The 20,333-nt window shown below is 73.8% G+C and carries 18 protein-coding genes; 7 read left to right on the top strand and 11 right to left on the bottom strand.

What is annotated here, in order from left to right; genetic code table 11:
- Positions 1-10 precede the first annotated feature (10 nt).
- From KIK08_RS08865 to KIK08_RS08850, 3 genes are read left to right on the top strand one after another with little or no spacing between them, the layout of a single operon-like run.
- Positions 11-1,450, top strand: a complete 1,440-nt coding sequence (locus KIK08_RS08865; RefSeq protein WP_214402544.1) for a thioredoxin family protein — start codon at positions 11-13, stop codon at positions 1,448-1,450.
- A gap of 23 nt (positions 1,451-1,473) precedes the next feature.
- Positions 1,474-1,986, top strand: coding sequence for a UGSC family (seleno)protein (locus KIK08_RS41325; RefSeq protein ID WP_305849574.1), 513 nt, complete (start codon positions 1,474-1,476; stop codon positions 1,984-1,986).
- Positions 1,987-2,038: 52 nt separating this feature from the next.
- On the top strand, positions 2,039-2,455 hold the full coding sequence (locus KIK08_RS08850; RefSeq protein WP_214402541.1) for a nitroreductase/quinone reductase family protein: 417 nt from the start codon (positions 2,039-2,041) through the stop codon (positions 2,453-2,455).
- A 40-nt stretch (positions 2,456-2,495) separates the two neighbouring features.
- Here KIK08_RS08850 and KIK08_RS08845 read toward each other — a convergent pair whose 3' ends face one another.
- Complete coding sequence (locus KIK08_RS08845) at positions 2,496-3,323, bottom strand: MBL fold metallo-hydrolase (protein WP_214402540.1); 828 nt, start codon at positions 3,321-3,323, stop codon at positions 2,496-2,498.
- A gap of 179 nt (positions 3,324-3,502) precedes the next feature.
- Here KIK08_RS08845 and KIK08_RS08840 point away from each other — a divergent pair, with 179 nt between their 5' ends.
- Positions 3,503-3,733: an HNH endonuclease gene (locus KIK08_RS08840; protein ID WP_214402539.1), complete on the top strand. Its 231-nt coding sequence runs from the start codon at positions 3,503-3,505 to the stop codon at positions 3,731-3,733.
- Positions 3,734-3,747: 14 nt separating this feature from the next.
- Here the strand turns inward: KIK08_RS08840 and KIK08_RS08835 are convergent, their stop codons facing one another.
- A complete protein-coding gene (locus KIK08_RS08835; RefSeq protein WP_214402538.1) occupies positions 3,748-4,509 on the bottom strand; it encodes an enoyl-CoA hydratase/isomerase family protein in 762 nt (253 codons plus the stop codon).
- A complete protein-coding gene (locus KIK08_RS08830; protein WP_214402537.1) occupies positions 4,506-5,690 on the bottom strand; it encodes a CaiB/BaiF CoA transferase family protein in 1,185 nt (394 codons plus the stop codon). The genes KIK08_RS08835 and KIK08_RS08830 overlap by 4 nt, the downstream gene beginning before the upstream one ends.
- A 259-nt stretch (positions 5,691-5,949) precedes the next feature.
- On the opposite strand from KIK08_RS08830, the gene KIK08_RS08825 reads away from it, so the two are divergent.
- Positions 5,950-6,705 (top strand): ribonuclease activity regulator RraA, encoded by a 756-nt coding sequence (locus tag KIK08_RS08825; RefSeq protein WP_214402536.1) that lies wholly within the window; start codon positions 5,950-5,952, stop codon positions 6,703-6,705.
- Between the two features lie 24 nt (positions 6,706-6,729).
- On the opposite strand, the gene KIK08_RS08820 is transcribed toward KIK08_RS08825, so the two are convergent.
- The 5 genes from KIK08_RS08820 to KIK08_RS41625 form a co-directional block, all read right to left on the bottom strand.
- Positions 6,730-7,575, bottom strand: a complete 846-nt coding sequence (locus tag KIK08_RS08820; protein WP_214402535.1) for an NAD-dependent epimerase/dehydratase family protein — start codon at positions 7,573-7,575, stop codon at positions 6,730-6,732.
- A gap of 4 nt (positions 7,576-7,579) precedes the next feature.
- Positions 7,580-8,884, bottom strand: coding sequence for a mandelate racemase/muconate lactonizing enzyme family protein (locus tag KIK08_RS08815; protein ID WP_308257507.1), 1,305 nt, complete (start codon positions 8,882-8,884; stop codon positions 7,580-7,582).
- A gap of 17 nt (positions 8,885-8,901) precedes the next feature.
- Complete coding sequence (locus KIK08_RS08810; protein ID WP_214402533.1) at positions 8,902-10,923, bottom strand: ABC transporter permease; 2,022 nt, start codon at positions 10,921-10,923, stop codon at positions 8,902-8,904.
- The gene (locus KIK08_RS08805) at positions 10,920-12,353 is read right to left on the bottom strand and encodes an ABC transporter substrate-binding protein (protein ID WP_214402532.1); all 1,434 of its coding nucleotides are present in this window, start codon (positions 12,351-12,353) and stop codon (positions 10,920-10,922) included. The genes KIK08_RS08810 and KIK08_RS08805 overlap by 4 nt, the downstream gene beginning before the upstream one ends.
- Before the next feature lie 316 nt (positions 12,354-12,669).
- Positions 12,670-13,356 carry a FadR/GntR family transcriptional regulator gene (locus KIK08_RS41625; protein ID WP_214402531.1) on the bottom strand — a complete coding sequence of 229 codons (687 nt, stop codon included), beginning with the start codon at positions 13,354-13,356 and terminating at the stop codon, positions 12,670-12,672.
- Between the two features lie 129 nt (positions 13,357-13,485).
- Here KIK08_RS41625 and KIK08_RS39695 point away from each other — a divergent pair, with 129 nt between their 5' ends.
- Positions 13,486-14,643: a mandelate racemase/muconate lactonizing enzyme family protein gene (locus tag KIK08_RS39695; protein WP_214402530.1), complete on the top strand. Its 1,158-nt coding sequence runs from the start codon at positions 13,486-13,488 to the stop codon at positions 14,641-14,643.
- Positions 14,644-15,213: 570 nt separating this feature from the next.
- On the opposite strand, the gene KIK08_RS08790 is transcribed toward KIK08_RS39695, so the two are convergent.
- Together KIK08_RS08790 and KIK08_RS08785 are read right to left on the bottom strand one after the other, a co-directional pair.
- Positions 15,214-16,407, bottom strand: a complete 1,194-nt coding sequence (locus tag KIK08_RS08790) for an acyl-CoA dehydrogenase family protein (RefSeq protein WP_214402529.1) — start codon at positions 16,405-16,407, stop codon at positions 15,214-15,216.
- Between the two features lie 54 nt (positions 16,408-16,461).
- Positions 16,462-16,722 (bottom strand): nickel-binding protein, encoded by a 261-nt coding sequence (locus KIK08_RS08785; protein WP_214402528.1) that lies wholly within the window; start codon positions 16,720-16,722, stop codon positions 16,462-16,464.
- Between the two features lie 147 nt (positions 16,723-16,869).
- Between KIK08_RS08785 and KIK08_RS08780 the strand changes: the two genes are divergently transcribed.
- Positions 16,870-20,205, top strand: coding sequence for a helix-turn-helix transcriptional regulator (locus KIK08_RS08780; RefSeq protein ID WP_214402527.1), 3,336 nt, complete (start codon positions 16,870-16,872; stop codon positions 20,203-20,205).
- Here KIK08_RS08780 and KIK08_RS08775 read toward each other — a convergent pair.
- The coding region (locus tag KIK08_RS08775; RefSeq protein WP_214402575.1) for an integrase core domain-containing protein at positions 20,202-20,333 on the bottom strand (132 nt) is incomplete at its 5' end. The two genes, KIK08_RS08780 and KIK08_RS08775, sit on opposite strands and share 4 nt — an antisense overlap.

Here is a 20,333-nt window from a genome sequence, read left to right as displayed (position 1 = left end):
GGCGGCGGCGGTGGACCTGCTGGACGAGGGCCTGGTCGCCGTGGTCAAGCGCGACTGCCCCACCTGCCAGCTGGTCGAGCCCGTGCTGGCCGACCTGAGCCGGGCGCCGGGGCTGCGGGTGTTCACCCAGGACGACCCGGCCTTCCCCGCGGGCGTCGCCGACCGCCGCGACGACACCGCGCTCGACGCCAGCCTCGCGCTCGACATCGAGACCGTGCCCACGCTCGTCCGGTTCGCCGGGGGAGTCGAGACCGGCCGCGTCGTCGGCTGGAGCCGGGCGCAGTGGACCGAGCTGACCGGCGTCGCCGACCTCGGCGAGGGCCTGCCCGAGCACCGCCCCGGTTGCGGATCGCGCACGCTGGACCCCGACGTGGCCGACGAGCTGCTGGTCCGCGCGCGCGGCGGGTCGCTGCGCTCGCGCCGGCTGGAGATCAGCGCGCTGGAGGACGAGGCGGAGGCGCTGTTCGACCGCGGCTTCTCCGACGGGCTGCCGGTCGTGGCGCCCACCCCGGCCCGGGTGCTGCGCATGCTCGACGGCACCTCGCGCAAGCCCGACGAGGTGGTGGCGGTCGTCCCGCCCAACCTGGTCGAGGCCACCGTGGAGAAGGTGGCGATCAACGCCGTGCTGGCCGGCTGCCGCCCGGAGTACCTGCCCGTCGTGCTCGCCGCCGTCGAGGCGGCCTGCACCGACGAGTTCAACGCCCACGGCCTGCTGGCCACCACCTGGGCCGCCGGGCCGGCGATCGTGGTCAACGGGCCCGTTCGCGCCGAGATCGGGATGAACTGGGCCGGCAACGCGCTGGGCCAGGGCAACCGGGCCAACTCGACGATCGGCCGGGCGCTGCAGCTGGTGATCCGCAACGTCGGCGGCGGGCGCCCGCAGGGCGTCGACCGGGCCGCGCTGGGCAACCCCGGCAAGGTCGGGTTCTGCTTCGCCGAGGACGAGGAGGGCTCGCCCTTCGAGCCGCTCGCGCAGAGCCGCGGCGTGCCGGCGGGCCGCTCGGCGGTCACCGTGTTCGCCGCCGAGGGGCCTCGCGGCGTCGTCGACCAGATCTCGCGGCGGCCGGAGTCGCTGGCCCGCTCGCTGGCGCTGGGCCTGCGCGGGGTGGTGCACCCCAAGCTGGTGCGCGGGTTCGACGCGACGCTCGTCGTGTGCCCGGAACACGCCAGGGTCTTCGCCGATGCCGGGTGGGACCGGGCGCGGCTGGAGGCGGCGCTGGACGAGGCGCTGCTGCTCGACCGCGCCGAGATCACCCGCGGCGCGGGCGGCATCGACGAGGGCGTCCCGCCGGGCGGGTCCGACCAACCGCTGCCCAAGTTCCGGCCCGGCGGGTTGATGATCGTGCACGCCGGCGGCGGAGCCGGCATGTTCTCGGCCGTGATCGGCGGCTGGGCCGGTGGACCGGGCGGGAGCGCGCCGGTGACGAGGGAGGTCGAGCCGTGGCGGTGAACGGGACGCGAGGACCGGGGTCGCTGGTGATCCTGGACCCGACCGACGAGTCCTCCCCGGACGTGCGCACGGCCATCGAACGCCCGGCCTCGCTCGACGGGCTGCGGGTCGGCCTGCTCGACATCGCCAAGCCCCGCGGCGACGTCTTCCTCGATCGGCTCGCCGAGCTGCTCGCCGAGCGCGGGATCACGGTGCGCCGCTACGCCAAGCCGACGTTCACCAAGCCGATGCCCCCCGACCTGCGCCGCGAGATCACCACCGAGTGCGACGTGGTGATCGAGGCGCTCGCCGATTGAGGCTCGTGCACGTCGTGCAGTGTGCACGACTTCGTCGCCCTCGAGGGCCGGGGCGTTGTGGCGGCCTTCCTCGCCTCCTCGGAGTTCGTCCAGGCGGCCGACGCGCAGGCGCGGGCGCTGGGCTACCGGGAGGTGCCGTCGGTGTTCGTGCCGCACCCCATCCAGGACCGCACGGACGAGGAGATGCGCGCGCTCGCCGATGCCGCGCTGGAGGAGGTGCTGGCCCGGGTGACGCGGTGACGGCGCGCGGGCGCCGACGACCACCGGACGGAGATCCACTAGCGTCCGCGGGGTGGCTTCCTTCAACGACACCGTGATCGAGGACTTCCGGGCGCACGACGGCGTGCTCGGCGGTCACTGGGAGGGCAAGACGACCCTCCTGCTGCACACCCCGGGCCGCAAGTCCGGGAAGGACTACGTCAACCCGCTGGTCGCGGCGCCGCACGAGGGCTCGTACATCCTGTGCGGCAGCGCGGGCGGCGCCCCGCGGGACCCGCAGTGGATCGCCAACCTGGAGGCGATCGACGGCCCGGTGACGATCGAGCTGGGCGCGGACACGCTCAAGGCCGACCACCGGGTCGTGCGCCCGGGCCGCGACGACGACTGGGACGAGCTGTACGCGGTGTGGCGCGCGTACTGGCCCGACGCCGCCGACTACGAGACCAAGACCGACCGCCGGTTCCCGCTCGCAGTGATCACCGTCGGCTGAGGCGGCCGTCCGCGACGTCACGGCCGGATCGGGGCCTGGCTCAGGCTCCGCTCCGGCCGGGCCGGCGGCCGTGCAGCCGCTCGACGTAGCGGTGCGCCGAGCGCGCCACCACGTCGGCGCCCGCGTCGGTGACCACGTGGCCCCACCACCCGCCGTACACCCTGGCGAAGTCGAACCGCGCGACCCGCCGCGCGATCCGGTCGACGTCGGGCGCGCCGAGCGGCAGCAGGTTGGGGTAGCTCCACATGAAGCTCACCCAGGCGCGGTCCTCGACGACCATGATCGTGTCCCCGGTGAGCAGCGCTCCGCGCCCTCCGGCGCCGCCGGCCCAGTGCAGCACCGCCGATCCGTCGAAGTGCCCACCGACGCTCAGCGCGGTCACCCCGGGGACGGGCTCGATCTCGTCGTCGAACAGCTCGACGCGGGGGGAGGGCCGCTGGACCCACTCCGCGTCGGCGCGGGCGATGAGGATCCGGGCACCGAACGCGTCCGCGACGTCCACGCACGCGCCGTAGAAGTGCGGGTGCGAGGGGCAGATCGCCGCGATGCCTCCCCACCCGGCGATGGTGGTCCGGGCGGCGTCGTCGAGCAGCGGGACGCAGTCCCACAGCACGTTGCCCTGCGGCGTGCGGACGAGCAGGGCCCGCTGGCCGATCCCGAACGACGGCGCGACGCCGACGCCGACCAGGTCCGGCTCCTCCTCGCGCAACTCCGTCACGTGATCGGCCGCGAGCTCGTCGGCGGTGGTCCACCGCTGGCCCCCGTCGAGCAGGGCCTCCCGCTCGTCGGCGCAGACGGGGCAGCCGTCGGGCGGGCGGGGCGTGTCGGGGGACTGCACGCCGCAGCGCACGCAGATCCAGGCGGGCACGACGTTCCTCCCCTCGGCGGAGGGCCGACCGTACCCGCCGCCCCCGCGCGACCTGACCGTCTGGTGACAAAAGCCGGTACCCCGGGACCGATGAACACCACCTCGACGTCGAGTCCCCACTGCAGTGGCGGCGACCACACTCGTCGCACACCGCCGATCCGACCACGAGGTGAACCCCCATGACCACGCTGCTCGACACCCCGCTCACCACCGCCTGGGCCGCGTCGGTCGCCGACGAGACGGGTGGGTGGACCGCCCTCCGCCGCGAGGTGATCGACCGCGACGCCGGGACCTGCGCCCTCTGCGGCCGGCGCGCCGCGGACACGGCGTTCCACAGCTGGGAGGCCGGCGATCTCGTCGCCGCCCACACGCGGTGCGTCGTCGGGCTGGGCCCACCGGTGGCCGCGTAGCGGTCGCGGCCCGCTCAGCGCCCGACGAACACCGGCACCTCGCGGGCCAGGTTCGCCGCGACACCGATCGCGCAGTCCTCGGTGGCCCACAGCCGGGTCTGCTCGGCCAGCTCGCGCTCGGTCGCCGCGGCGACCTCGTCGGCCAGGCCGGCGCGCAGGGTCTGCTTCATCGACCGGACGGTCAGCGGCGCCGACGCGGCGATCTCGTCGGCGAACGCGAGCGCGGCCGGCAGCGGGTCGGCCCCGTCGGCGAGCCGGTCGGCCAGGCCCAGTGCGACGGCCTGCGCGCCGTCGAGCTTGCGGGCGGTGTAGAGCAGCTCCGCCGCTCGCTGGGGGCCGACCAGCCGGGGGAGCGTGGCGCTGAGCCCGAAGCCCTGGTGGAAGCCCAGCGCGGCGAAGTTGGCGTGGAACCGCGCGCCGGCCACGGTGACCCGGAAGTCGGCCGCGCAGGCCAGCCCCAGCCCGCCGCCGACCGCGGCCCCGTGCACCGCGGCGATCACCGGGACCGCCACCCGGAACAGCCGCACGGCCTCCCGGTACAGCCGGCGCGAGCTGTCCACCCGCTCGCTCGGCGCGCCGCCCCCGCCGAAGTCCGCGCCGGCGCAGAAGTGCTTGCCCTCCGAGGTGAGCACGGCCGCCCGGCAGTCGCCGTCGTCGAGGGCCTCGAAGGCGTCGGCGAGGTCGTGGATGAGCGCGAAGTCGAAGTAGTTGGCCGGTGGCCGGTGGATGGTGACGACCGCGGTGTGGTCGCGGCGCTCGACGGTCACGTCGGTCACGGGGCTGCCTCCAGCCGGGGGTCGGGGTCGGACGGGTCGCGCGCCCTGTCCCGCGCGACTTCCGCGATCACCTCGGCGGTGTGCTCCCCGATCAGCGGCGCCGGCCGGCGCACCGAGGCGGGCGTCGCCGAGAAGTTCGCCATCGGCGGGATCACCCGGTACGGGCCGGTCACCGGGTGCTCGGCCAGCGGCAGCTCGTCCACCAGGTCCTGCAGCGAGGCGACGCGGGTGGCCGGGATGCCGGCCGCGTGGCAGAAGTCGAGCCAGTCCTGCGTGGTGCGGGTGGCGCAGACGGCCCGGACGTCGCGGTAGAGCGACTCGGCGTTGGCGATGGTGGCGCGCTGGTCGACGTAGCGGGGGTCGTCCGCGGCGCCCTCCCGGCCGGCGGCGGCGAAGAGCGCGGCGTAGTGCACCGGGCGGTACGGGAAGATGTGCACGAGCCCGTCGAGCGTGGGGTGCGGGCGGCGCTCCGGGCTGAGGATGCGCGGGTAGCCGGCGGCGGGCCGGCCGGGCGCGGACACCGGCGGCTCCGGGATCGCCCCGCTGCCGTGCTCGGCCAGCATGAACGCCGACATCGCCTGCACCATCGCCACCTCGACGTGCTGGCCCTGCCCGGTCCGCTCGCGGTGCACCAGGGCGGCGGTCACGGCCTGGGCCATCACCAGCCCGCAGACCTTGTCCGCGAAGATCGTCGGGAAGAGCCCCGCGGTCCCCGAGACCCGGGCGAGCACGTCGGAGACGCCGGTCGCGGCCTGGATGATGTCGTCGTAGGCGGGTTCGTGCGCGCGCTCGGAGGCCAGCGGGTAGCCCTGGCCCTGGCAGTAGACGACGTCGGGCCGGATCGCCCGCACCGCCGCGTAGTCCAGGCCGAGCCGCTCCAGCGCCTGCGGCCGCATGGTGGCGACCACGACGTCGCAGGTGCGCAGCACGTCGTGCACGACCGCCCTGCCCCGCGCGGTGGTGAGGTCGACGTCGACCGAGCGCTTGTTGCGCAGCATGTTGAGCGCGACGCCGGACAGCTGCGGGTGCGGGCCGGGACCCATCACCCGGTTCGTGTCGCCGCCCTTCGCCTCCATCATGATCACGTCGGCGCCCTGGTCGCCGAGGACCTGGGTGGCCAGCGGCCCCATCACGACCCGGCTCAGGTCGAGCACCCGGATCCCGGCCAGCGGCCCGGTCATCGGGGCGCCGGGCCGTCCGCCGTGGACTCCATGGTGTCCTCAATACCCCCCGGACCGGCGGCGTGTCTACGTGATCGGGAACCACGCCCGGTCCACGGCGTCGACTCACCGGCTCGGCCGGTGTCGAGCGCGACCCGGGCGGCCGCGGCGAGCTCGGCGTGGGGGACGACGTGCCGGCCCTCACTTTCCACCGCCGGCGCAATTCGCGGGTTACGCTCTTTCCGCAACGGGATCGACGGTCTGCGGAAAGGTGTGCGCAATGCAGCGACAGAATGCCGGTATCGAGGCGCCCGACATCGTCAGGCCACCGGCCGACCTGGTCGCCGGGTTGGCCGCGGTCGGCAGCGCGACGGCGAGCAGCGAGCTCAGCCGGCTGGGCGTGCGCAACGCCCACATCCAGGGGCCGGTCTCCTTCAGCCCCGGCAAGACGATCGCCGGACCGGCCTTGACCTTGCAGTTCATGCCCAAGCGGGAGGACCTGTACGACGTCGACGAGTACGCCGACCCGGAGCGGCAACTGCACCGGCACGTGCTCTACCACACCAAGCCCGGCGACGTGGTCGTCGTGGACGCGCGGGCCGACATGGCCAGCGGAGTGTTCGGCGAGATGATGATGACCTATTTCATGGGCCGCGGTGGGGCCGGGGTGGTCATCGACGGCTGCGTGCGCGATTTCGGCGAGGTGAAGAAATTGGGCATCGGGCTGTGGCTGCGCGGCGCGACGCCGAATTTCCACACGCAGACCGATATCGTCCCGCACGCGGTGAACGTCCCCATCGCCTGCGGGGGGACGGTGGTGGAGCCCGGCGACATCATCGTGGCCGACGACGACGGCGCGGTCGTGGTGCCGATCGGGCTCGCGGAGGCGCTGCTGGCGAAGGCGAGCGAGCACGCGGCGTGGGAGGTGTTCTCCCGCGAGCGCCTGGCGGAGGGCGGGGACATGCGCCTCTACTACCCGCTGTCCGACGAGGCCCGCCCCGAGTACGAGGAGTGGGAGCGGGCCCGGCGCGGCTAGCGCGCGACCCGGCCGCGCGGGCCGTCACCCGGCGCTCTCCGCGGGGGAGAGCGCCGGGTGCTCGTCGCAGGCGTCCCAGCCGAGGACGTCCTTCGCGGCGTCGGTCGCGTAGAACCCGGTGCACCCGGTCAGCGCCCGCTCGACCGGGACGTCGGGGTACCAGCGGCGCGCCAGCTCGACCGACGGGGTTTCGCTGGTGGTCCGTGCGGCCACGACGTGGCAGACCGCGTGCCCCGGGGTGCTGCGGTGCAGGGCGAGCAGGCACGCCGCCGCGGCCGAGTCGAACGACGTCCACCCCCACAGCTGGCTGACGCCGTGCAGCTCGTTCATCGTGGCCCGCGCGTGCGCGTGGTCCTCGCGCAGCGCGTGCAGGCGCAGCGCCGTGAACGCCGCCTCCGGCCGGCGCCGGGCGCACGCCGCGGACTCCTGCTCGAGGATCCACTTGGACAGGCTGTAGGAGTCCTCGCAGTAGGTCGGGTGCTCCTCGGTCACCGGGAACTGGTCGTAGCGCGCGGCGGCGCTGAACACGCCGCCGATCGCGTTGACGCTGGAGGCCAGGCAGACCGCCTCGATCCCGTGCTCCTCGGCGGCCACCAGCACGTGGTGGGTGCCGTCGACGTTGGTCCGGAAGACGTCGGGCTCCGGGTGCCGGGGGTGGGTGAGCGCCCCCAGGTGCACGAGGCCCTGCGCGCCCTCCAGTGCGGTCCGCACCTGGCCGAGGTCGGTCAGGTCGGCCGTGCGCCACTCGACGGCCGCGGCGCGGTCCGGGACGGCGAGGTCGACGGCGATCACCTCGTGCCCGGCCCGCACCGCCCGCTCGACGACGCGGCGGCCGAGCCCGCCCGCCGCGCCGGTGATCACGATGCGCACCGCGTCAGCTCCACAACCGGTCGTGGCTGGCCTCGCCGTCCCAGTGGCCGGTGTCGGCGAAGAACTCCGGCGCGCGGGGGTCGAGCTGGCGGCGGAACAGCTCCTCGTTGATGTCGCCGAAGCCCAGGCCCGGGGTCTCCGGGACGGTGATGGAGCCGTCCCGGATGAGCGGCCGGGGCAGGTCGGTGACCAGGTCCGACCAGAAGTCCACGTCGGCGGCGTGGTGCTCCAGTGCGAGGAAGTTCTCCGTCGCCGCGGCCAGGTGCACGCACGCCATCGTCGCGATCGGCGACGCCGCCAGGTGCAGGGCCATCGCGACCCCGCGCTCCTGCGCGTAATCGCCCAGCCGCTTGGTCTCGGTGATCCCGCCGGAGGTGGCCGGGTCGGGGTGCACGACCCGGATCGCCCCCGCGTCGAGCAGCGGCTTGAAGCCCTCGGTGAGGTAGATGTCCTCGCCGGTGCACGTCGGCACCGCGATGGCCTCGGTCAGCTGGCGCCACTGGTCGGTGAACTGCCACGGGATCATGTCCTCGACCCAGGCCAGCGTGAACGGCTCCAGCGCCCGCCCGATCCGGATGCACGAGTCCAGCGCGATGTGCCCGAAGTGGTCGGCGGCCAGCGCCACGTCGTAGCCGACGACCGAGCGGACGGTCTCCACGTAGGCGGCGAGGTGGTCGACGCCCTTCGCGGTGACCTGGATGCCGGAGAACGGGTGCATCGTGGAGCTGTCCTCGCGGGCGCCGGCCGGGGCGATCAGCGCGCCCGGCACGTCCCACAGCAGGTTCACCCCGACGTCCATCTTGAGCATCGTGAAGCCGCGCCGCTTGCGTTCGAGCAGCCGCTCGCCCATCTCGCGCGGGTCGAGCAGCGACGGGGTGTCGGCGTAGCACCGCACGGTGTCCCGGAACCGCCCGCCGACCAGCGCGTACGCCGGCACGCCGTAGGCCTTGCCGGCCAGGTCCATCAGCGCCATCTCCACCCCGGAGACGCCGCCGCCCTGGCGGGCGTGGTGGCCGAACTGCTTGATCTTGCGGAAGATCTTGTCGACGTTGCACGGGTTCTCGCCGACCAGCCGGCTCTTGAGCATCAGCGCGTAGGTCGCGCTGGCCTGGTCGCGCACCTCGCCGTAGCCGACCAGGCCCTGGTTGGTGTCCAGCCGGATGATCGACGAGCGGAACGGGACCCCGTGCAGGTTGGCCACCCGCAGGTCGGTGATGCGCAGGGCGCTCGGCCGCGAGGCGGTGCTGACGTGCTCCTCGGTGAGGACGGACTCGACGGTGCCGGACGGTTCGCTCGCACGCTCGCTCACTGCGTGGCTTCCTCTCGTCATCCCTTGACCGCCCCGGCGGTGAGCCCCTCGGTGAGGAACCGCTGCCCGAACGCGTACATCAGCACCACCGGGATGCTGATCAGCAGCGACGCCGCCGCCAGTTGGCCCTGCGGCACCACGTCGCCGAAGATCATCGACTGCATGCCGACCGGGAGCGTCTTGTACTCGTCCTTGGTGATGAACACGAAGGCGAACAGGAACTCGTTCCACGCGTTGGTGAGGGTGAACAGCGCGACCGCCAGCAGCCCCGGCTTGGCCAGCGGCAGCACGACCCGGCGGAACGCCTGCAGCCGGGTGCAGCCGTCGACGAGCGCGGCCTCCTCCAGGTCGATGGGGATCGACTTGAAGTACCCGACCAGCAGCCAGGTCGCGAACGGCAGCGTGAACGTCGGGTAGGCCACCACCAGCGACCACAGCGAGTCGGTCAGCCGGAAGCCGCTCATGATCTGGTAGAGCGGGATGAACAGCAGCGCGCCCGGCATCACGTAGGTGAGCAGCACGGTGACGGTGAACGACTGCGACCCGCGGAAGCGCAGCCTCGCCAGCGCGTAACCGGCCAGCGCCGAGCAGATCAGCGCGATGATCGTGGAGGCGACCGACACCAGGATCGTGTTGAGGTACCAGGTGCCGAACGCCTGGCTGGTGAACAGCTTGGTGAACTGGTCCATGCTCCACGGCGTGGGCCACAGGTCGCTGCTGCGCATGGTGATCTGGGTGTCGGACTTGAACGCCGTGACGAAGATCCAGTACAGCGGCCCGAGCACGAAGCCGAGCAGCAGGAACAGCGCGAAGCCCGACCCGACGCCGGTCGTTGTGCGCGCGGCCCGCACCCGCCCGCGGGCGGCCAGCGTGGAGATCAGCCGCCCGACCAGCGCGGCGACCAGGACGCAGGCGCCCAGCACGACCCCGGCCTTCCAGAAGATGTGCGGCGACGACCAGGCCAGCAGCGCGGTGAACGCCGCGGCGGCGACCCACAGCAGGATGCGGCGCTGGGCCCGGTTCAGCAGGGGGCGGCGCCCCCCGGAGCCGAGCACTTCCGCGGTGGGGGTGTCGCCGCTGCGCATCATCCGCACCAGGATCACCACCAGCACCGCGATGACCGGCACCATCACCAGGGTGACCGCCGCGCCCGCGCCGAACTGCAACTGCGCGATCGCCTTGGAGTAGGCGACCATCACGTAGGGCGCGGTGGCGTCGCCGGGCCCGCCCTGGGTCATCAGCCAGATCAGGTCGAAGTTGTTGAACGTCCAGATGGACGACAGCAGCACCGTCACGATCATGACGTAGCGCAGCCCGGGCAGCGTCACGTGCACGAACCGCTGCCACGGCGAGGCGCCGTCGACCATCGCCGCCTCGTGCAGGCCGGAGTCGATGGCCTTGAGCCCGGCCAGGAACGTCACCGTGAAGAACGGGATGCCCTTCCAGACGTTGACCAGGATGACCGACGGCATGGCCAGCGACGCGTCGGACAGCCAACCGGCCGGCCAGGTGTCCACCAGCCGCGCGTCGGCCAGCAGCGGGCCGATCCCGGACGCGGTGAGCAGGGTGTTGACGCTGCCGAAGATCGGGTCGAACAGCGACCGCCAGCTGAACGCGGTGACCACCGTGGGCACGACCCAGGGCAGCAGCAGGATGCCGGCCAGCACCGCCCGGCCGCGCTTCATGTGGTGCAGCATCAGGGCCGCGATCAGCCCCAGCACCACCTTGAAGACCTCGGCGTAGGCGGTGAAGACGAACGAGTTGACCACGCCGGTGTGGAACTGGCGGTCGTCGACCAACGCGGTGTAGTTGTCCAGCCCGACGAACACCGTCTCGGCGCCGTGCCGCTCGGTGGTGCTGGTGATCACCGAGTCGATGATCGGGACCAGGATGAGCCCGGCGATCAGCAGCACCGTCGGGGCCATGAAGACCGCCGCCATGCGCCAGTCCCGACCGAGCGTCCGCTGGGTGCGGGTGAGCGAGCCGGCGCCCGGCGGCCCGGCGGCCGCCGGGGCCGGACGCTTCTGCAGGGTCGTCACTGCGGGACGCCCTGCTGCTCGAAGATATCCACCATCCGGGTGTGCGCCTCGGCCACCGCCGCCGCGGCCGGGGTGCCCTGCACGACCTGCTGCATCATGTCGGTCAGCAGGTAGGCCGCGACGGCGGCCTGGGCGCCGGGGCTGGGCGCCTGGGGGAACGCGTTGCCGGTCTTGGTGGTCAGCGGCAGCGGCGCCTCGGTGATCTTGCGCAGGGCCGGGAAGGCCGGGTCACCGCTGGTGTAGAAGGGGTCGGAGTCCCACACCTTCTGCCACGCCGGCATCGCCAGGCCGGTGGCCTCCTTGGCGATCCCCAGCAGCGGGGTGCCGCTGACCAGGTACTTGGCCAGGACCTTGGCCAGCTCGGGGTTGGCCACCCCCTTGAAGACCACGAACGCCTGGGACTGGCCGAACAGCAGCGGCTGGTCGGTGGCCGGCCCGATGCAGTCGATGAAGGGGTGGGTCTGCTCGTAGACCGGGTTGCCCTTGGACTTGGAGTCGGCGTAGACGCTGTACTGGTTGCGGGTGTAGCCGAGGATGCCGGCCAGCCAGTTCTCGTTGTTGCTGGAGTCGGTCCAGCTCTCGATCCCGGGCGGGAGCATCGGCTTGTACTTCGGGTTGGTGTAGATGTCGCCCAGGAACGTCACCGCCTCGACGGTCTCGGGGGTGTTGAAGGTGACCTTGGTGCCGTCGTTCGAGGTCAGCGCGCCGCCGTAACCGTTGATGATCGATTCGATCATGCCGTTGGCGTCGCCGGAGCGGTTGATCGTCATGCCCCAGCCGAAGCGGCGCTGGGCCGGGTCGGAGATCTCCAGGGCGATGTCGCGCATCTCCTCCCAGGTGTAGAAGTCCTTGAGCGCGATGCCCTTCTCCTGCATCCAGTCCTTGCGCGCGAACGACCCGACCCCGATGAAGTGGTAGGGGATCGCGAACCACTTGCCGTCGAAGACGCAGTAGTTCTTCGACTCCGCGGTGGGCTCGCCGAACTCGGCGGTGAGTTCGGTGACGACGTCGGTGAGGTCGGTGAGGATGCCGAGGTTGAAGAACTGGGCGACGAACCGGCTGTCGGTGGCGAAGGCCAGGTCGCGGGCGGTACCCGCCTTCACCTCGGCGTCGATCTTGGCGACCATGTCGCCCGCGTCGGCCTGGACCAGGCTGTTCTCGATGGTGGTGCCGGTGGCCTCGGCGAACTTCTGGACCGACCGGTCGAGCGCCGCGTTGGCGGCCTCGGAGTAGAGCTTCTGGGACAGCATCCGCACCTGCTGCCCGCGGAACGGCGCCGCGGCGTCGATGACCGACTGCGGCACCTCGACCTGGACCTGCGGCGCGGCGGGCTGGCTCGCGCCGCCGCACGCACTCAGGCCCAGGGCACCCATGGCGGTGGCGCTCGCGCCGAGGAACTTGCGCCGGGACCAGACCGGGGACTCAACCATGACCGCTCCTCCCGCACCCGACCCTGCGGGCGCGTGCTGTCTCTGAGCGGGGGCCGGGAGGCGATGGCCTCCTCCGGTGGTACGAGGACGGACCCGGTGCCGGGGAACCGGGGCGGCGACGGTCTGCGGCCCCCTTGCCGGAGAGAGCGTCGCCTCGTGCGCTACGTGCTGGGAGGACTCGGATCGATCAGCCGCGACCCGGGGGTGGGGCACGGCCGCGTTCGGGGAGCGGTGCGGCCGGTGCCGATATCGATTTCGACCTTGCCTGTGCCATGCCTTGCCCGTCCTCGTCGTCGGGTTCGCTGCGCCGTGCGGTCTACTGCGGGGCGGGTGCCTCGGGGTGCTCCCGCCCGGTCAACGCGGTGTAGTTGTCGCGCAGGTGGAACCGCATCGCCGCGCGGGCGGCGGCGGGGTCGCGGGCCTGCAGCGCGGCGTGGATGCGGGCGTGGTCGGCGGTGGCCCGGCGGAGACCGGCCGGCTCCGCGCTGGTGATGCGCCGGCTCGCGGTGCCCAGCCAGCGCGCCGAGTGCATGATCCGGTCGAGGATGCGGTTGTCCGCGGCCCGGCAGATCTCCATGTGGAACTCCTGGTCGACCTCGAGGTAGAGGCCCGGGTCGTCCTGCAGCAGCGCCATCCGGTCGAGCGACTCCCGCATGCGGGCGAGCGCCTCGTCGGTGACGCTGGCGGCCGCCATCGCCGCGAGCTCGGGTTCGAGCAGCATCCGCATCCCGTGCAGCTCGCGCAGGAGTTCCTCGACGAGCTCGTCGGGCAGCCACTCCAGCAGTTGCGGGCTCAGGTAGTCCCACTCGTCGCGCGGGCGCACGACGACGCGGCGGCCCTGCGCCACGTCGACGATGTCGAGCGAGGCGAGGATCTTGATCGTCTCCCGGGCCACCACCCGGGACACCCCGAACTCCTGGCAGATCTCCAGCTCGGACGGCGCGCGGCCGTCGGGGAACTCCCCGGCGACGATCCGCCGGGTCAGCCGCGCGGCGACCTGCACCGGGAGCGTCCGGACCTTGACAGCACCCTCGGATGCTTGTCTGCTGGGCACCTCATCAGCTTATCGGACAAGTTGGCAAACGTGACCAGCCCCACTCGGTGAGCGGTCACTGCCGACGGAGGAGTGGACGTGCGGATCGTCGATGTGAAGACCGCGGTGGTCGCGTACCACGGCCAGGCGACGCTCGTCAGGATCGACACCGACGAGGGCCTCAGCGGCTTCGGCGAGGCCAATCCGGACGCGGGCGCGGGCGCGGTCGTCGGAATGATCGGGTTCCTGCGCGACGAGCTGATCGGCGAGGACCCGCGCAACGTCGAGCGCGTCTGGGAGAAGCTGCGCAGGCGCAAGGTCTTCGCGGGCCCGCAGGCCGGCGTGTTCGTCATCGCCCTGAGCGGGATCGAGCTGGCTCTGTGGGACGTCGCCGGCAAGGCCGCCGGCCAGCCGATCTACCGGATGCTGGGCGGCAAGTACCGCGACCGCATCCGGCTCTACGCCGACTGCGGCGACGGCGACGACCCGGCCGGCTCGGTGTCGGGCTGCGTCGACCGCGCCCAGCGGATGGTGGAGGCCGGGTTCACCGCGCTCAAGTTCGACATCGACGACGTGCACCACGCGGCCAAGTTCGACGCCTTCAACCACACGGTCAACGGCGCCGAGCTCAAGACCATGGTCGACCGCGTGGCCGCCGTCCGCGAGGCGATCGGGCCGAACGTCGACCTGGCGATCGACCTGCACGCCCGCTACGACGTGCCCAGCGCCTGCCGCATCGCCTGGGCGCTGGAGGACTTCGACCTGATGTGGCTGGAGGAGCCGCTGCCGGCGGAGAACGTCGACGCGCTGGTGCGGGTCCGGTCGCAGACGCGCACGCCGATCTGCGCGGGGGAGAACCAGTACCTGCGCTGGGGCTTCCAGCGCATGCTCGAGGCCGGGGCCGTCGACGTCATCGAGCCCGACATCCCCAAGTGCGGCGGGCTGGCCGAGGCCAAGCGCATCGCCAACCTGGCCGAGATGCACTACGTACCGTTCGCGCCGCACCTGGTCTCCACCCCGCTCGGCACGATGGCGGCCTCGCACCAGTGCGCCGCGATCCCGAACTTCTACGTCCAGGAGTGGCACGCCCTGGAGGAGCGCGAGGTGTGGGACAGCTACGTGGTCGCGCCCGACGGCAGCGGCTCGATCGTCAAGGACGGCTACATCACGGTGCCGGACGGTCCCGGGGTCGGCGTCGAACTGGACATGGACGCGGTCCGCGCGCACGCGGTGCCCGGCTACGGGGTGTTCGAGTAGCCCGGGCCCGTCACGCCCGGCTCGGGTCGTCTTCGCAGGGGCGGCGTGGTCTTCGCAGGTGCGGTGGACCCTGCGAAGACCACGGAGACCCTGCGAAGAGCTGGGGAGAGCTGGTGAGGCCGAGGCCAGGGCGGCCCCGTTGCCCAGCACGAAACCGAGGCTGCACAGGGCCAGGAACAGCACGACCAGCACCGGCCAGCGCGGCGCCCCCAGCCCGACGACCACGAGGAACGCCACGGCGAGCACGGCCAGCGTCGAGATGCCGGCGACCAGTTGGGTGCGCGCGGGCACGCGGGCGACCAGTCGCCCGGGCCCTGCGGCTGCAGACGAGCAACGTGAGCACCACGGTTCGCGCGCTCACCCGCCGCGGCCTGCTGCGCCCCAGCGCGAGCGCTGGAGCACCGCGGGCTGCTGGAGCGGGCCTGGGCCCGGTCGATCGAGCGGGCGCTCGACGCACTCGACCCGGCCGACGCCCGGGCGGTCCGCGCCGCGGTGCCCGGGCCGGCCCGGCTTGCCGAGGTGGTGCTCGACAGCGGCGCCCCCTGACCGCGGGGACGGGACGAGCCCCGCTCAGCCCCAGCGGGGTGTGGCGTCCGGGTCGATCCCCAGGCAGAGCTTGCCGATCAACTCGTGCGCGAGCAGCGTGTTGCCGGGGTGGAAGCGGCCCATCCGGATGTCGCGGAAGAGCTGCTCGAGGCGGCTGCGGCGGAACGCGCCGCCGCCGCCGCTGACGTCGAGGGCGCGGTCGACGATGTCGAAGGCGTGGTTGATCACGGTGAACCGGGTGCCGACCAGCCGGACCGGCCAGTCCGGGTGCTCGACGCCCGCCGTCCAGTCGGCGACGGTGCGCTCCAGCAGCGCCTCCGCGGCGTCGTAGGCCATGCGCATGTCGGCGATCTGGTGCTGGACGCCCGGGTGGTGGGCCATCGAGCCGCTCAGCGCGATCGACGTGCGCCGTCCCGCCGACTCCACCGCCAGGTCGAACGCCCGCTTCGCGGCCGCGAGGTAGATCGAGGCGAAGCCGAGCAGCGCCCACGCGAAGATGCTCACGTGGAACGGCCCGGCCCCGGCGAAGCCGGCCGGGCACACCTTGACGATGAGCTCGTCGGGGGCGAACGCGTCGGTGAGCACCGTGTCCTGGCTCTGGGTCGCGCGCATGCCCAGGGTGTCCCAGGTGTCCACGACCTCCACCCCGGGCGCGTCCCGGACCACGAACCCGTGCACGATCTGCGGGTTGTCCGGGTCGGAGGCGTCCATCGCGTGGAACCCGCCCAGCGTCCAGACCGGGGCCAGGCTGCCGAAGATCTTGCGGCCGGTGATCGACCAGCCGCCGTCGACGCGCCTGGCCGACGCGGTCGACAGCAGCAGCGGCATGTCGTTGCCGCGCTCCCCGTGCAGGGCCGCGAGGATCTCGCCCTGCCGCACGCGTTCCAGGATCGGCCGGCAGGAGTCGTCGCCGGCACGCAGCAGCTCGGCGGCGACGCCGGTCCAGTAGACGTGCATGTTGAGCGCGAGCGCGGTGGCCGGCGCGCGGTAGGCAAGGCGGCGCACCAGGCGCGAGTACTCGTCGAGCTTCGCGCCGGCGCCGCCGTACTCGACGGGCATGGCGACGTCGAGCAGGCCGCTGGCGCGCAGCTCGGCGAAGTCCTCGTCGAAGAAGCGGTTGTCGCGGTCGTAGGCGGGCGCGCGCTCGTCGATGCGGGCGAGCAGGTCGTCGGGTAGGACGGTGGCGGCGCTGCGCGCGCCGAGGTCGGTCGTGGTCATGGCGGGTCTCCAGATCGGCCGGTCGCGGTGGCGACCGGGCGGATGGTGCGGCGTTCACCGCGCGACGTCCGGCGGGACGTACTGCTCGACGGGCACGACGACGTCGGCCGGGATCCCGGACCGGGCCGCCGCCTCGCGGATCGCCGCGGCGCTCGGCGCCTCGTAGAGGCAGTAGGACTTCTTGCGGTCGGCGGACAGGAAGGAGTACACCCAGCGCACGCCGATCTCGTCGTTGACGAGCGCGATGCCCTCGACGTCCAGCTCGTCGGGATCGAGCTGCTCGGCGAAGTGCCGTTCGATGAGGTAGAGCCCCACGACGGTCTCCTCCCGCCCCGTTGCCGCCGCCAACGGTAGGGACGGCGGGCGGCCGTGTCATGACCTGTTCGCGCTGTTCCGGTGTATCGGGGCGGGGGGCGTTGCGCTCACTCGTATGGTCACATCTGACTACCGGGGAGAGGAGTCGTGCCGACCCCGCTGACGATCCTGCGCATCGACGCCGGCCCGCCCGACGCCGCGGCCGCCGCCATGCCCGCCGTCGTGCCCGCCCTCGTCCCGCAGACCCTCCGGCGACACGGCGGGCGGGTGCTGGCCGCCGGCGCCGCTGCGGTGACCGCCGAGTTCGACGCGGCCGCGCCCGCGGTGCTCGCGGCGGTGGAGCTGGTGGGTCGCCGGGTGCCGGTGCGGGTCGGGATCGCCGTCGACCCGGCCGCCGCCGACGCCCTGCTCGACGCCGCGGCCGTCGGGCAGGTGCTGGTCTGCGACCGGGTGCGGCTGCTGGTCGGCCCGCGCGCCGACCTGCGCTTCGACGAGCTGGGCGGCGGCTGGGAGGTCAGCCGGCGCGGCGCTGCCGGGCCGGTGTTCCCGCAGGTGCTCGCGACCGCGGTCGGGACGGCGTTCGTGGGGCGGTCCGCGGCGGTGGCGGTGCTGGCGGACGCCTGGCGGCGGGCGTGCGCGGGAGCCGGTGGCGTGGTGCTCGTCGGGGGAGAGGCGGGGGCGGGCAAGACCCGCCTGGCCGCCGAGTTCGCGCGCGGGGCGCACGCGGACGGGGCCGCGGTGCTGCTGGGCAGCTGCGACGGCGACCTCGCCCTGCCGTACCAGCCGTGGGTCGAGGCCGTGCAGCAGGTGCTGGCCGCCCGGCCCGGGTGGAGCGACGACCCGGCCCGGGTCGCCGGGCTCGCGCCCCTCGCCCAGCTGGTGACCGGCGTCGAACCACCTGCGCCCGCGCACCGCCCGCCGCGCACCGACCCGCGCGCCGAGCGGCTGCGCCTGCACGAGGCGTTCGGCCGCGCCCTCGCGCTGGCCGCCGACCGCTGGCCCACCCTGATCGTGCTCGACGACCTGCACTGGGCCGGCGCGCAGACCGTCGAGCTGCTGCGCCACCTGGTCCGCACCGGGCTGCCGCGCGGGGTGCTCGTCATCGGCGCCTTCCGCGACACCGGCGACGAGGTGCCCGAGTCGCTGGCCACCGGCCTGGCCGACCTGCGCCGCCACGCCGGGGTGACCCGGCTGCGGCTGGAGGCGCTCGACCGCACCGCCGTGGAGCGGTTCGTCGCCGAGGCGGTCGGCCACCCCCTCGACGACGACCTGCGCGCGCTGGCCGGCGAGCTGCGCACCGGCAGCGGCGGCAACGCCTTCTACCTCGGTGAGCTGTGGCGCCACCTGGTCGACGCCGGCGCGGTCGCCGCCGTGGGCGCCCGGTGGGTGGTGCACGACCCCGCCGGGGCCTGGGTCGTCCCGGACGGCGTCCGCGAGGTCGTCACCGCGCGGCTGCTGCGGCTCACCCCCGATGCGCGGCGCGCGCTGGAGGTCGCCGCGGTGGCCGGCCAGCGGGTCGATCTGGAGGTGGTCGCCCGCGCGCTGGACGCGCCGGCGCAGCGGCTCGACGCCCCACTGGGTGAGCTGGTCGCGGCGGGGTTCCTGGAGCCCGTCGAAGGGCCGACGCTGCGCTACCGGTTCACCCACGCCATCGTCCGCGACACGGTGGAGGCACAGACGGGGCCGATCGAGAGGCGCGGCCTGCACCTGGCCGTCGCCGACGCGCTGGAGGAGGTGCACGCGCTCGACCGGCGCCCGGTGCTCGCCGACCTCGCCCGGCACCTGGTGAGCGCCGCGCCGCTGGCGCCCATCGACCGGACGGTGCACTACGCGCACCGCGCCGCCGCGCAGGCCACCCGGTCCGCGGCCTACGACGAGGCCGTGTCGCACCTGCGGGCGGTGCTGGCGCTGCGCCCACCGCCGTCGCGGCGTGCCCAGCTGCTGCTGGAGCTGGCCGTGGTGCGGCTGCGCGCGGGCGCCTACGCCGAGAGCCGCGCCCACAGCCGGGAGGCGTTCACGCTGGCCACCGCGACGGGCGACGCCGTGCTGGCGGCCGAGGCGGCGCTGCAGTTCGAGCAGGGCACCCAGGTCCCCGGCCTGCCCGGCGGACCGGCCGTCGACCTGCTGCGCACCGCGGTCGAACGCACCGCGGACGGCCCGGAGGCCCTGCGGGTGCGGCTGCAGGCCGCGCTCGGGCGCGCGCTGGCCAACTCCGGCAACAGCGGCGAGGCCGGCGCCATCGTCGAGGTCGCCCTGGAGCGGGCGCGCCGGATCGGCGACGTCGAGGCCGTGCTCGTCGGCCTGCAGACGGTGATCACCTCGGTGCACGCCGACCCCCGTCGGGTCATCGCCCCCGCCGAGGAGCTCGAGGCGCTGGCCGCCGCGCGCGGCGACCTGTGGAACGCCGCCTACGGCTCGGCCTGTCGCTGCCGCGCCCACATCGCGCTGGGTGAGCTGGGCGCGGCCGCCGCGGCGCTCGCTCAGCTGCGGGCGACGAACGAGCGCGGCCGGTTCGCCGTCTTCGAGTCGCTGTCGCTGGACATCGAGGCCGTGCTGGCCGTGGCCGCGGGCGACCTCGCCGGGGCGGAAGCGCTGGCGGCGCGCAGCGTGGCCGTGACGGCCGACGGGCTCGACGCGTTCGGCCCCGGTGTGCACGGCGTGCAGATGTTCGCGATCCGGCGCGCGCAGGGCAGGCTCGCCGAGGTCGCCCCGGTGCTGCGGCTGCTCGACGGCGCGGCGGCGCAGCCGCCGGTGTGGCGGCCGGGCCTGGCCGCCCTGTCGGCCGAGCTGGGCCTGCTCGACGAGGCGGCCGCGCTGCTCACCGATCTCGCCACCGATGGGTTCGGCGCCGTCCCGCGCGACGCCCTGTGGCCTGCCTGCCTGGCCTACCTCGCCGAGACCTGCGTCAGCGTCCGCGACCGCGAGTGCGCCGCCCGGCTGGTCGGCGAGCTGGAGCGGTACACCGGCACCGCGCTGACCGCGGCGTTCACCATGTCCTTCGGCCCGGCCGACCGCCTGCTGGGCGCGGTCAACGAACTCTGCGGCCGCCCCGCCGCCGCCGACCGCGCCTTCGCGGCCGCCCTCGCCCTGGCCGAGCGCAGCGGCTCCCCGCTGTGGACCGCCGAGGTGCTGTTCGAGCACGCCGCGGTGCTGGCCGGGCGCGGCGACGACTCCACCGCGGCGGCCCTGCGGCGCCGCGCCGAACACCTCGCCGACTCCATCGGCATGGGGTGGCGACGCCGGACGGGCCGCCCGGCGGTGCCACCCGCCGCGGAGGCCCTGCCCGGTGGGTTGTCGGCGCGGGAGGCCGAGGTGCTGCGCTGGGTGTCGGCCGGGCTGTCCAACCAGGAGATCAGCGCGCGGCTGCACATCAGCCGGAACACGGTGGCGAACCACGTGCGGGCGATCCTGCGCAAGACGGCCTGCGCCAACCGCACCCAGGCGGCGGCTTACGCGCACCGGGCGGGGATCAGCGAGCGCTAGCTGTACTGACCGGACAGGTTGGTCAACCTGGTGATAGGCGGGACCCGTCCGATGGCGGTGTGGGGCCGGTGATGGTTGTACTCGTGCAACCAGCCCGGTAGCGCCTTTCGGCGTTGCGACTCGCCGGT

This window comes from Pseudonocardia lacus (genome assembly GCF_018531445.1).
Taxonomy (GTDB): domain Bacteria; phylum Actinomycetota; class Actinomycetes; order Mycobacteriales; family Pseudonocardiaceae; genus Pseudonocardia; species Pseudonocardia lacus.
The sequence above is the reverse complement of the archived record's forward strand: the minus strand, read 5'-3'. Positions and strand labels throughout refer to the sequence as shown.

Excerpts from the sequence above, each read along its gene's own strand:
- KIK08_RS08790 (WP_214402529.1), bottom strand. The coding sequence starts at position 16,407 with ATGACCACGACCGACCTCGGCGCGCGCAGCGCCGCCACCGTCCTACCC.
- KIK08_RS08825 (WP_214402536.1), top strand. The coding sequence starts at position 5,950 with ATGCAGCGACAGAATGCCGGTATCGAGGCGCCCGACATCGTCAGGCCA.
- KIK08_RS08805 (WP_214402532.1), bottom strand. The coding sequence starts at position 12,353 with ATGGTTGAGTCCCCGGTCTGGTCCCGGCGCAAGTTCCTCGGCGCGAGC.
- KIK08_RS08840 (WP_214402539.1), top strand. The coding sequence starts at position 3,503 with ATGACCACGCTGCTCGACACCCCGCTCACCACCGCCTGGGCCGCGTCG.
- KIK08_RS08830 (WP_214402537.1), bottom strand. The coding sequence starts at position 5,690 with ATGACCGGGCCGCTGGCCGGGATCCGGGTGCTCGACCTGAGCCGGGTC.